This is a genomic window from Microbacterium sp. PRC9 (genome assembly GCF_031844125.1).
Classification (GTDB): domain Bacteria; phylum Actinomycetota; class Actinomycetes; order Actinomycetales; family Microbacteriaceae; genus Microbacterium.
Genome location: NZ_JAUZUR010000007.1, coordinates 38,964 through 51,101, shown reverse-complemented (window position 1 = coordinate 51,101; position 12,138 = coordinate 38,964). Strand labels below are relative to the sequence as shown.

The 12,138-nt window shown below is 71.6% G+C and carries 11 protein-coding genes; 4 read left to right on the top strand and 7 right to left on the bottom strand.

Annotated elements, in window-relative coordinates:
• Positions 1-129 precede the first annotated feature (129 nt).
• Together Q9R33_RS16105 and Q9R33_RS16100 are read left to right on the top strand one after the other, a co-directional pair.
• Positions 130-1,452, top strand: a complete 1,323-nt coding sequence (locus Q9R33_RS16105; RefSeq protein ID WP_045297454.1) for a bifunctional o-acetylhomoserine/o-acetylserine sulfhydrylase — start codon at positions 130-132, stop codon at positions 1,450-1,452.
• Between the two features lie 118 nt (positions 1,453-1,570).
• Positions 1,571-2,776, top strand: a complete 1,206-nt coding sequence (locus tag Q9R33_RS16100; protein ID WP_056370397.1) for a homoserine O-acetyltransferase — start codon at positions 1,571-1,573, stop codon at positions 2,774-2,776.
• 12 nt (positions 2,777-2,788) lie between these two features.
• On the opposite strand, the gene Q9R33_RS16095 is transcribed toward Q9R33_RS16100, so the two are convergent.
• From Q9R33_RS16095 to Q9R33_RS16075, 5 genes are all read right to left on the bottom strand, one after another.
• Positions 2,789-3,547, bottom strand: a complete 759-nt coding sequence (locus Q9R33_RS16095) for an NUDIX hydrolase (RefSeq protein ID WP_311294393.1) — start codon at positions 3,545-3,547, stop codon at positions 2,789-2,791.
• Between the two features lie 40 nt (positions 3,548-3,587).
• A complete protein-coding gene (locus Q9R33_RS16090; protein ID WP_311294392.1) occupies positions 3,588-4,805 on the bottom strand; it encodes an MFS transporter in 1,218 nt (405 codons plus the stop codon).
• Between the two features lie 90 nt (positions 4,806-4,895).
• The gene (locus Q9R33_RS16085; protein WP_311294391.1) at positions 4,896-5,222 is read right to left on the bottom strand and encodes a thiamine-binding protein; all 327 of its coding nucleotides are present in this window, start codon (positions 5,220-5,222) and stop codon (positions 4,896-4,898) included.
• 31 nt (positions 5,223-5,253) lie between these two features.
• Entirely contained in the window at positions 5,254-6,465 is a 1,212-nt protein-coding gene (locus tag Q9R33_RS16080) for a glycosyltransferase 87 family protein (protein ID WP_311294390.1), read from the bottom strand.
• Positions 6,466-6,603: 138 nt separating this feature from the next.
• Complete coding sequence (locus tag Q9R33_RS16075) at positions 6,604-7,530, bottom strand: ADP/ATP-dependent (S)-NAD(P)H-hydrate dehydratase (protein ID WP_310248532.1); 927 nt, start codon at positions 7,528-7,530, stop codon at positions 6,604-6,606.
• Positions 7,531-7,571: 41 nt separating this feature from the next.
• Between Q9R33_RS16075 and Q9R33_RS16070 the strand changes: the two genes are divergently transcribed.
• Positions 7,572-8,636, top strand: coding sequence for an NADH:flavin oxidoreductase/NADH oxidase (locus tag Q9R33_RS16070; RefSeq protein WP_311294389.1), 1,065 nt, complete (start codon positions 7,572-7,574; stop codon positions 8,634-8,636).
• A gap of 60 nt (positions 8,637-8,696) precedes the next feature.
• On the opposite strand, the gene Q9R33_RS16065 is transcribed toward Q9R33_RS16070, so the two are convergent.
• Together Q9R33_RS16065 and Q9R33_RS16060 are read right to left on the bottom strand one after the other, a co-directional pair.
• Positions 8,697-9,755 (bottom strand): hemolysin family protein, encoded by a 1,059-nt coding sequence (locus Q9R33_RS16065; RefSeq protein WP_310248536.1) that lies wholly within the window; start codon positions 9,753-9,755, stop codon positions 8,697-8,699.
• A complete protein-coding gene (locus tag Q9R33_RS16060; RefSeq protein WP_056370412.1) occupies positions 9,752-11,080 on the bottom strand; it encodes a hemolysin family protein in 1,329 nt (442 codons plus the stop codon). Before Q9R33_RS16060 ends, Q9R33_RS16065 begins: the two co-directional genes overlap by 4 nt.
• 134 nt (positions 11,081-11,214) lie before the next feature.
• Between Q9R33_RS16060 and Q9R33_RS16055 the strand changes: the two genes are divergently transcribed.
• Positions 11,215-12,090 carry an LLM class flavin-dependent oxidoreductase gene (locus Q9R33_RS16055; RefSeq protein ID WP_310248538.1) on the top strand — a complete coding sequence of 292 codons (876 nt, stop codon included), beginning with the start codon at positions 11,215-11,217 and terminating at the stop codon, positions 12,088-12,090.
• The last annotated feature ends 48 nt before the right edge of the window (positions 12,091-12,138 follow it).

The window sequence follows — 12,138 nt, the reverse complement described above, 5'->3', positions numbered from 1 at the left end:
ACAGGGATTGCTGGGACCCGACCGCGTTACGTCACATTTCCCCCACGTTGTTGACAACCCGGGGTTCTCCGTACTCTCGAACCCGGCTGGGGGGCACGCTCCCGGCATCCGATCCCGCAGGAGCAGGCCATGTCCGCACCCGAGAACTGGCGTTTCGAGACCAAGCAGATCCACTCGGGGGCCCAGCCCGACCCGGTGACCAAGGCTCGCGCGACGCCGATCTACCAGACCACGTCGTACGTCTTCGACAACGCGGACCACGCGGCCAACCTCTTCGCGCTCGCCGAGTTCGGCAACATCTACACGCGCATCCAGAACCCGACGCAGGCCGTCGTCGAGGAGCGCCTTGCCGCGCTCGAGGGGGGCACCGGCGCCCTGCTGCTCGCGAGCGGCCAGGCCGCGGCGACGTTCGCGGTGCTCAACATCGCCGAGGCGGGCGACCACATCGTGTCGTCGAGCTCCATCTACGGCGGCACCTACAACCTCTTCAAGTACACGCTCGCCAAGCTCGGCATCGAGGTCACGTTCGTCGAGAACCAGGACGACCTCGAGGAGTGGCGCCGCGCGGTCCGCCCGAACACGAAGCTGTTCTTCGCCGAGACCATCGGCAACCCGAAGATCAACGTGCTCGACATCCGCGGTGTCGCCGACGTCGCCCACGAGAACGGCGTGCCGCTCATCGTCGACAACACGATCGCGACCCCGTACCTCATCAAGCCGTTCGAGCACGGCGCCGACATCATCGTCCACTCGGCCACGAAGTTCCTCGGCGGCCACGGCACGACCATCGGCGGCGTGATCGTCGACGGCGGCACGTTCGAGTGGTCGAAGAACGTCGACAAGTTCCCGGGCCTCACGGTTCCGGACCCGTCGTACCACGGCGCGTCCTACACTGCCGCGGTCGGCGACGGCCTCGCCTACATCATCAAGGCGCGCGTGCAGCTGCTCCGCGACCTCGGCTCGGCCATCTCGCCGAACAGCGCGTGGCTGCTGATCCAGGGCATCGAGACGCTGTCGCTGCGCGTCGAGCGCCACGTGCAGAACGCGCAGGAGATCGCGGAGTGGCTCGAGAACCACTCCGACGTCGCCTCGGTCAACTACTCGGGCCTGCCGACATCGCCGTGGTACGCGGCCGCCAACGCGTACGCCCCGAAGGGCGTCGGCGCGGTGCTGTCGTTCGAGCTCAAGGGCGGCGTCGAGGCGGGCCGCGAGTTCGTCAACTCGCTGACGCTCTTCAGCCACCTCGCCAACATCGGCGACGTGCGCTCGCTCGTCATCCACCCCGCGTCGACGACGCACTCGCAGCTCACGCCCGAGCAGCAGCTCACGACCGGTGTCACGCCGGGCCTCGTGCGCCTCTCGGTGGGTCTCGAGAACATCGACGACCTCAAGGCCGACCTCGAGCAGGCACTCGCCGCGGCACGCCGCGTGTCGGAGGCCGCTCGCGCCTGATCCCCCTCCTCGGGACACGGATGCCGTGTGCCTGCGCACTGCGCCGGCACACGGCATCCGTCATTCCCGTACCCGTAACAGACAGCATGCAGGCGCATGCTCAGGCGAGAATGGACGGATGGACTGGCAGACCTCCGAAGACACGGTGCCGAGCGCACCTGTGACGGAGGCCGACGCGCGCCTGCTGCTGGGCCGCCCTCCGGCGACCGGCGCGTGGCGCGACGGCGATCCCGTGGGCGAGCGCCACTTCGCCGCGTTCGGGGCGTTCCGCACCGAGGGAGGCCGCGAGCTTCCCGCGTACCGCCTCGCCTACGAGACATGGGGCGAGCTCAACGCCGCGCGCGACAACGCCGTGCTCGTGCTGCACGCCCTCACCGGCGACAGCCACGTGCGCGGGCCGGCCGGCGCGGGGCATCCGACCTCGGGCTGGTGGGACGACATCGTCGGCCCCGGCGCGCCCATCGACACCGATCGCTGGTTCGTCGTCGCCCCGAACATGCTCGGCGGATGCCAGGGATCGACCGGCCCCGCATCCATCGGACCCGACGGCTATGAGTGGGCGTCGCGCTTCCCCTACCTGACCATCCGCGACCAAGTCGCCGCGCAGGTGCGCCTGGCCGACGCCCTGGGCATCGACGTGTGGGCCGCCGTCGTCGGCGGATCGATGGGCGGCATGCATGCGCTCGAGTGGTCGGTCATGCTCCCCGACCGCGTGGAGCGGGTCGGCATCCTGTCGTCGCCGCCCGTCAACACCGCCGACCAGGTCGCGCTCAACTCGGTGCAGCTCGAGGCGATCCGCATCGATCCGCGGTTCCAGGGCGGCGAGTACTACGACGCGGGTGACGGCGACGGTCCGAACCGCGGGCTCGCGCTCGCCCGGCGGATGGCGCTGCTCAACTACCGGTCCCCCACCGAGCTCAACCAGCGCTTCCAGCGCACGTGGCAATCCGGGGTGAGCCCGCTCGGGCATGGCGGGCGCTTCGCCGTCGAGTCCTACCTCGACTTCCACGGCAACAAGTTCACGCGCCGCTTCGACGCCAACTCGTACATCACGCTCGTCGAGGCGATGAACTCGCACGACGTCGGCCGCGATCGCGGCGGCGTCGAGGACGCCCTGTCCCTGGTCACCGCCAAGGCCCTGGTGCTCGGCATCGACAGCGACCGTCTCTTCCCCATCGACGGTCAGCACCGCATCGCGCGCGGCATCCGCAACACGCTCGACGGCGATCGCGCCGTGGTGCTGTCGAGCGACTTCGGCCACGACGGGTTCCTCATCGAGACGAACGCCGTCGGGGCGCACCTGCGACGGCTGCTCGAAGCCTGACCCCTCGGGGTCTCAGTCCGTGCGCTCGTAGCGCCACGGCAGGGCACCGATCTCGAGGCGATGACGGGATCCGGATGCTGCGCCCTCGGCGTCCGCCTCCCATTCGTCGTCTCCCTGCCACATGAGGAGGGGTCCCTCGCCACCACGGCGCGCGACCGTCTCGAAGCGCTCGACGCCCCGGAGGCGTACTGCCCCGACCACGGAGTCAACGTCGGCGTGCTCGGCCAGGCCGTGCAGCGTCACCCACGTCGGCGGATACAGCGTCAACCCGCCGCGCCCGTGTCGCGCGAGCGCGTCGGCGGGGCGCAGCCACTCGGCGGCGACAGCCTCGTCGGCCGACAGCGTGATGGCGCCCGCCGCGGCCTGCGCGACGAAGAACCACGTGCGGATGCGCAGCGCGAGGCCTGGCGGCGGGTCCCAGCACGACAGCGTCACGAGCGCGTCCACGTCGAGTGCGAGCCCGGTCTCCTCGTGCGTCTCGCGCACGCCGGCGCGACGGGCGACGGCCTCCTCCGGGTCGCCCTCGGCGCCCCGGTCGGCGTCTTCGAGCTTGCCGCCGGGGAACACCCACGCACCGGCGAAAGATCCACGGTCCGGCCGCTCGATCATCAGCACCTCGAGCCCGTCGCCGGCGTCGCGCAACAGCACGACGGTCGCGGCGACGGGGATGGCCGGGTCGGTGGCGTCCTCGGGGCGGCGCGTGCGAGCGCCGCCGATCGAGTCGCTCAGCGCCTGCAGAGCGCGGTCGGAGGACGGCGTCGGTTCCGGCATCCGCACACTCTATCCATGGCCGAAGCCCGCGGCGCGGAGCTCAGACAGCGACGGGCACCCTGCGGCGCTCGAGGATCAGGCTCGCCGACGCCAGCACCAGCCCGGCGAGAGCAAGGCCCACGCCCACCCACGCGGGTGCGCCGAACCCCCATCCGGCCGCGATGACGACGCCGCCGAGGAAGGCGCCCAGGCTGTTGCCGATGTTGAGGGCCGAGTGGTTCAGGGCCGCGGCGATCGACTGGTTGTCCTCGGCGACATCCATCAGCCGCGTCTGGATCGTGGGACTGAGCGCCGACGCCACGAACCCTACGGCGAACACGAAGAACGCGAGCGCCCAGATCCAGTGGGCGGTCAGCGCGAGCAGCGCGAGCACCGCCGCGAGCCCCACGAGGCCCCCGATGAGCGTCCGCTTCAGGTCGACGTCGGCGAGGTGGCCGCCGACGAGGTTGCCGACGGTCATGCCGAGTCCGATGAGCACGAGCACGATCGGCACGACCCACTCCGGCGATCCCGCGACCTCGGTCACCAGCGGCGCGACGTAGCTGTACACCGCGAAGAACCCGCCGAAGCCGATCGCGCCGACGCCGAGCGCCAGCCAGACCTGACCGATGCGGAACACCTTGAGCTCCGCACGCAGCGTGCGGGAGGGATCCCCCGGATGCCCGGGCACGAAGAACGCGATGAGCACGGTGGCCGCCGCGAAGATGGCCGCGACGACCATGAACGCCGCCCGCCATCCCAGCTGCTGGCCGAGGTAGGTGCCCAGTGGCACGCCGACGACGTTCGCGACCGTGAGGCCGGTGAGCACGAACGCGACGCCTTTCGCCCGCTTGCCCGGCCCGAGGACGTCGGCGGCGACGAGCGCCCCGATGCCGAAGTACGCGCCGTGCGGGAGCCCCGCGAGGAACCGGGATGCCGCGACCCACTCGAACGTCGGCGCCAGGAAGGTGAGCGCGTTGAAGACCGTGAGGGCGAGCGCGAGCCCGATCATCACGCGGTGGCGCGGATACTTCGCCACCGCACCGGCGATGGTCGGGGCACCGACCACGACACCGAGGGCGTAGAGCGAGATGAGCCAGCCGGCCTGGTAGATGGCGTCCTCTTGGCGGAGCTGCCAGAGCGACGGGAGCAGGTCGGAGCCGATGTTCGGCAGCAGGCCCATGACGACGAACTCGGTCATGCCGATGCCGAAGCTGCCGACGGCGAGGGAAAGGAGCGCCCACGTCGCCGCCCCCCTCGTCAGATTCGAGGAGGTCACGGCGTCATGCTACCGGCGGCCGGATGATCCTGTCGAATCGATTCGGGCGCGCTCGTCGCGGAGTGTCATGAGTGCTCGGCAGGAGGAGTCTCACTCGGCGCCGGGGTCGCCCTCCTGGCGGTCGATCGCGGCCTCGAGGCGCTCGATCTTGCCGTCGAGCTCGCCCGCGTAGCCCGGCCGGATGTCGGCCTTGAGCACAAGCGAGACGCGGGAGCCGTACGGCGCGACGGCGTCGGTCGCGCGCTTGACGACGTCGAAGACCTCGTCCCACTCCCCCTCGATCTCGGTGAACATCGAGGTCGTGCGGTGCGGCAGACCGCTGTCGCGCACGACTCGCACGGCGGCAGCCACGGCGTCGTGCACCGAGCCGTCGGCGCGGCCGGTTCCGCTGGGGGCGACAGAGAAGGCGACGAGCATGGGGACCTCCGGGTCTCGAGGGGGACGGGGTCTACTCTGACACGCGCAGCGCCACCGGCTGCCGCACCGGGAGCCGCACCAGCCTCACGACGACCCACGCGAACAGCGCGACGAGCATCACGTTGCGCAGGACGACGAGCCAGACTGCCGCGGGCCACAGCACGAGCAGCCAGTCGTAGGCGAACGGGAAGAGCCACTGGGTGAGGGCGAGGATCACCACGGTCAGGACTGCGGGGCGCAGCCACCGCCGCCGATCGATCGCGAGACCCACGACGACCGGCGCGATCAGCCACGTCATGTACTGCGGCGACCCCACTTTGTTGAGGACGATGAAGCCGAGCACCAGCGCGAGGGCCAGCGGCGGGAAGAGCGCGACGAACGACGCCCCGCGCCACGCCTTGACGGCGCCGATCACCGCGATGGCGAGCATCCCGAACATGAGGACGGGGGTCATCAGCATGATGACGGTGTCGACCGACGGGCCGGTGATCTGGAAAGTGATCAGGTCGGGGTCGTAGAAGATCCGCGCACCGGGCACATCCGCCAGCGCGAGCAGCAGGTAGGCGCTGCTCACCGGCGCTTCGATCTGCAGGCCCCGCGAGGTCTGGTCGCCCACGAAGCCGAGCAGGTGCGGGCCGCCGCCGGCGAGGAGGACGACCCCCACGACGACCGCCGAGACGGCGGCAGCGCCGCCGACGACCGCGAGCCGGCGACGCACCGCGATCACCGCCGCGGCGAGCAGTGCCGCCGGCCACACCTTGATCCACGTGGCCACGGCGAGGAGCACGGAGCCCAGCCACGGTCGGCCGACGAGAAACAGCGAACCGGCGACCGCGATCGGCACCGTCACGCCGTCGAGCCGGAACATGCCCACGCCGCCGAGCGCGAGGATCGCCGCCAGCCAGAACCACGCCGCGATCATGCGGCCGCGCGAGCGCCCACGGCCGACGAGCACTGCGAAGGCCGCGGCATCGAGCGCCGTCACGAGCAGTCCCCAGCCCAGGGTGTAGTCCACGACACCGCGCAGCGCCCCGACGAGAAGGATCGGCAGGTGCGCCAGCGGCGGATAGATCCAGTCCTCGGTGATGCCCGGCACGACGTCGCCGCCGAGCGTGAGCCCGGCCCACCAGCGGTACAGCTGATCGACGTCCCACGAGGCGGCGTGGTCGCCGGCGAAGCCGAGCCAGATGACGACCGCGTGGACGAGGACGAACGCGATCCACACCCACATCCGCCGCAACACCCCTTCATCCTAGGGAGCGCCCGCGGAACGTCCTGGACGCGCACAGAATCGGAGATGATGCCCGACACGCCTGAAACGGATGCCGCGACACGGCGCGTCGCGCGCGACCTCCGATTCTGTGCCCGCAGTGGGGCTGGTTCAGGAGTGCGCGAGAGCCTCGGCGACGGCGCGGGGCAGGGCGTCCGCGACATCCAGAGCCGTGATCGGCCCGTCGCCGAACGGCGGGGAGCTCGATGCCCCCGCGATGCTCGCGCCCTGCGCGGCGATCGCCCCCGCCCGCCCGTGCAGCCATGCGCCGGAGGCGGCGAGGGCGGCGAGGGTCGCGGCTGGGCCCACGCGCCCCGAGGCTCCGCGCGGCGCGCCAGCGCCGTGTGGAGAGGGCGTGGGGACCGTGCGTCCTTCGTGCGCCATCGCTCCGGCGACCAGGGCTCCGATGACGCCGGCGAGCACGTCCCCCGTGCCCGCGGTGGCGAGCCAGGGCGTGCCGGCCTCGACCGTCGCCGCCCATCCGTCGGGCGCCACGACGACGGTGACGGCGCCTTTGAGCAGGACGACGGCGCCGGTGGCCTCGGCGGTCTCGCGGGCGGCGGCGACGCGGTCGGCCGGCGCATGCCCGAGTCCGAGCGCCGAGCGCAGGCGTGCGTGCTCGCGGTCGTGCGGCGTGAGGATGCGGGGGGCCGTGGCCTCCGCGGCGAGGTCGAGCGCCCCGGCGTCGACGACGACCGGGTCGGTGTCGGAGAGGATCGCCCGCAGCGCCGCGGTGTCGGACGGCGTGCGGGCCGAGGCATCCGTTCCCGATCCGATCACCCACGCCTGCACGCGCCCGTCGGCGGTCACCGTCTCGGGCCGGCGTGCCAGCACCAGGTCGGTGGGACGGGCGGGTCCGAGGTAGCGCACCATGCCGAGGCCGGTACGCCACGCGGCCTCGACACCGAGGACCGCTGCCCCCGGGTAGGCCTCGGAGCCCGTCCGCATGCCGAGCACGCCTCGGGAATACTTGTCGTCGCCGGCGGTTGGCCTCCGCAGGGCGCGAGCGGCATCGGCGCGCGTCCACGTCCTCACCATGCGGCCACAGTACCGCCCACCCGATCCGATCCGGAGACCAGATGAGCCGCCTGTTCACCCCCCTCACCCTGCGCGACGTCACGGTGCGCAACCGCCTCTGGGTCTCGCCGATGTGCCAGTACAGCGCGGTGGACGGGGTGCCGCAGGAGTGGCACCACACGCACCTCGCGCAGTTCGCGTCGGGTGGCGCCGGGCTCGTCATGGCGGAGGCGACGGCGGTGTCGCCCGAGGGCCGGATCTCACCCGAGGACACCGGGCTGTGGAACGACGCGCAGCAGGGCGCGTGGGCACCGATCGTCGCCGCGATCCGCAGCCGCGGCGCCGTCGCGGGCGTGCAGCTCGCCCACGCGGGCCGCAAGGCCTCCACCTGGTCGCCGTTCTCCGGCCGCCGCGGCTCGGTCACCGCCGCTGACGGCGGCTGGGCCACCGTCGCCCCGTCGGCGATCGCGTTCGACGGCTACGCCGAGCCCGTCGCCCTCGATCTCGCGGGCATCGACCGCATCGTGGCGGACTTCGCGGCGGCCGCGCGCCGCGCCGTCGCCGCCGGATTCCAGGTGCTCGAGCTGCACGGTGCGCACGGGTACCTGCTGCACCAGTTCCTGTCGCCGCTGTCGAACCTGCGCGACGACGAGTACGGCGGTCCGCTCGAGAATCGGGCGCGTCTGCTGCTGCGCGTGCTGGAGGCGGTGACCGAGGCCGCCCCCGGCGTTCCGGTCATCGTGCGGTTCTCCGCCACCGACTGGGCCGACGGCGGCTGGAACCCCGACGAGACCGCGACGGTCGCCCGCTGGGCGGCGGAGCGCGGCGCGGACTTCTTCGACATCTCCAGCGGCGGACTCGTCGCCCACCAGAAGCTCACGACGGGCCCGGGGTACCAGGTCGAGCTCGCGGCGCGCGTGCGGCGCGAGGCGGGGGTTCCGGTCAACGCCGTCGGCATGATCGACGACGCCGCCCACGCGGAGCGCGTGCTCGCCGAAGACCTCGCCGACGCGGTGATGGCCGGCCGCGAGTGGCTGCGCGACCCGCACTACGGCCTGCGTGCCGCCGCCGAGCTGGGGGCCGACATCGACTACTGGCCGGCGCAGTACCTCCGCGCCCGCCTCTGACACGAAAGGCGATGAGCGGATGCCGCGGCCCGGGGCCGCAGCATCCGCTCATCTCGTTCGTCAGAAGCCGCGACGGCGCGTGGCGTCCTGCACCTCGCCGATGAGCTCCTCGATGATGTCCTCGAGGAACAGCACCGCGGTGATCTCACCGGACTCGTTGCGCACCTGCGCGAGGTGGCGTCCGGCCCGGCGCATGACGGCGAGCGCGTCCTCCAGATCGGTCGACTCGAGCACGGGCACCATGTGGTGGATGCGCTTCGTCGCGATCGGGAGGGCGACATCGGTCGCGGCATCCGGCCCCTCGGCCGCTCGGAGGATGTCCTTCAGGTGCACGTAGCCGAGCGGCACGCCCGCCTCGTCGACGATCACGTAGCGCGAGAAGCCGTGCTTGGCGACCGCGCGCTCGATCTCGTCGGGAGTCGTGATCTCGGGGAGCGTCACGAGCTGCGACAGCGGCACCGCGACGTCCGCGGCCTTCTTGTCGGTGAACTCGACGGCCGCGGCCACCGTGCCCGAGGCGTCGTGGAGCACGCCCTCGATGCGGGACTGATTGACGATCGTGGCGACCTCTTCGAGCGTGAAGGTCGAGGCGGCCTCGTCCTTCGGCTCGACGCGGAACAGCCGCACGATGTGGTTGGCGATCCAGTTCAGGGTCACGATCACCGGGTGGAAGATCTTCGACACCCACACCAGCGGCGTCGCGAGCATGAGCACGGCGCGGTCGGGCACCGAGAACGCGAGGTTCTTCGGCACCATCTCGCCGAACACGACGTGCAGGTAGGACACCACGATGAGCGCCACCGCGAAGGCGACGCCGTCGACGACGGCCTCCGACCAACCGGTGAGCCCCAGCGGCTCGGCCAGCAGGTGGTGGATGGCGGGCTCCGACACGTTCAGGATCAGCAGCGAGCAGATCGTGATGCCGAGCTGGCTCGTCGCCAGCATGAGCGTCGCGTGCTCCATCGCGTACAGCGCCGTCTTGGCCGCGCGCGATCCCTTCTCGGCGAGGGGCTCGATCTGCGAGCGTCGTGCCGAGATGACGGCGAACTCGGCGCCGACGAAGAAGGCGTTGGCGATGAGGAGCACCACCAGCCAGGCGATTCCTGCCCAGTCGTTCATCGGCGATCACCCCCCTCGTTCGCGCCTTCGTGGGGCATCGGCGTGGGTGTGAACCTCACGCGGTCGACGCGGCGGCCCTCCATGCGCTGCACTTCGATGGTGCCGTCCTCGATCTCGACGCTGTCGCCGACGACCGGGATGCGCTCGAGCACGCTCATGATGTACCCGCCGACGGTGTCGTAGACGTCGCCCTCGGGGATGCGGATGCCCGTGCGGTCGCGCACCTCGTCGGGGCGGAGCTCGCCGGGGAAGATCACGGTGTCCTCCACCCGGACGATGCCCGCGCGACGGCGGTCGTGCTCGTCGAGCACCTCGCCGACGATCTCCTCGACGAGGTCCTCGAGGGTGACGACGCCGGCCGTGCCGCCGTACTCGTCGACGACGACGGCCATCTGGTAACCGCGGGCACGCAGTTCGGCGACCAGCACGTCGAGGTGGACCGCCTCGGGGAACCGCAGCGGCTCGGTCGCGAGCGCGGCGGCGGGCACGTCGGCCCGACGCTCACGGGGAACGCCGACCGCGGCCTTCAGGTGCACGATGCCGGTGATGTCGTCCATGTCCTCGCCGTAGACGGGGAACCGGCTGTGGCCGGTGCGCCGGGCGAGCTGGATGACGTCCTCCGCGGAGTCGTCGGCCGCGAGGGCGTGGATGCTCGGGCGCGGCGTCATGACGTCGGCCGCCGAGAGCCGCGCGAAGGTGAGGCTGCGGTCGAGGAGCGACGCGGTGTCCTCCTCGAGCACGCCGGCACTCGCCGAGCGACGGACGAGGCTCGAGAGCTCCTCGGCGGTGCGGGCGCCGGAGAGCTCCTCCTTCGGCTCGATGCCGACGGAGCGCAGCACGCCGTTGGCGCTGCCGTTGAGCACGACGATCGCGGGGCGGAACACCGTCGTGAACGCCACCTGGAACGGCATGACGAGCTTGGCGGTCTGACGTGGGACCGCGAGTGCGAAGTTCTTGGGCACGAGCTCGCCGATGATCATCGAGAAGACGGTCGCGATCGAGACGCCGATGATGGCGGCGAGGGGTCGTGACACCCCGCTCGGGATGCCCCACGCGTCGAACACCGGCGCGAGCAGGTTCGAGATCGCCGGCTCCATCGTGTAACCGGTGAGCAGGGTGGTGAGGGTGATGCCGAGCTGCGCGCTCGACAGGTGGGTCGAGGTGATGCGCAACGCGCTGATCGTGAGCGAGAGCCGGTTTTCACCGGCAGCCTGGCGGGCCTCGAGGTCCGCCCGGTCGAGGTTCACGAGCGCGAACTCGCTGGCGACGAACAGGCCGGTGCCGATTGTGAGAAGAAGCCCCACGCCCAACATGACGTAATCCATCACGCATCACCCCCGTTCATCGGGGTGGAGGGTCGGTGGGGCGATTGTCTGCAACTAGGAGGGTCGTCCATCGTGCCGACAAGTCTACGGCAGGCATCTCCGCACGATCCTGGGATGGGTGCCACCATGGCGCTATGGCACTGGACAGGATCAGCCTCGTGGTTCCGCCGGTCGGACCGTGGCGCGAACAGGAGCGGTGGTACCGGTGGGCCGAGCAGGTCGGGTACGACGTCGTGTACACCTACGACCACCTCACGCACGCGACGGCGCCCGGCCTGTGGCTGAGCGAGGCCTTCACCACGCTCACCGCGGCGGCGGCCGTGACCGAGCGCATCCGCCTCGGCACGCTCGTGGCGTCGGCCGTGTTCCGCACGCCGGTCACGCTCGCCCGCGTGGCGATGACCGTGCAGGACATCTCGGGCGGCCGCCTCGTCCTCGGCCTCGGCATGGGTGCGCCGACGTGCGCACTGGCCGATCACGGCACCCGCGAGAGCCCCGCCGAGATGTCGGCGCGCTTCGCGGACGTGGTGCGGGGTTACCGGGCGGTGCTCGACGGGACGACCGAGTGGGAAGGTCGCACGACCTCGTTCCGCGGTCTCGAGACCCTGCCGGCACCCGAGGGGGTCGCCCGCCCGGAGCTGCTGCTCGCCGCACACGGGCCCCGTGCGCTGGCGCTCGCCGCCGCGTATGCCGACACCTGGAACTCGTACGGCGGCCCCGGGTCGACCCAGCTCGACGCCGAGGAGTACTGGGCGCTGCTCGCACAGCAGGCGCGGGGATTCGACGAGGCGTGCCGGAGCGCCGGCCGGGATCCGTCGGCGGTGCGTCGCTCGCTGCTGCTGGGGTTCGGCCGCGTGCGCCCCACGACGAGCGTCGACGCGTACCTCGCGGCCGCCGAGCACGCCGCGTCGCTCGGGTTCACCGAGCTCGTCGTGTACGCCCCCGAGTCACCAGCCGGAATGGATTCCGACCCGGCCGTGCACGAGCAGGCACTCGCCCGCCTGCGCTGACGAAGCCTTCGGGATCACGGATGCCGCGGGCCGCAGCATCCGGAGCAT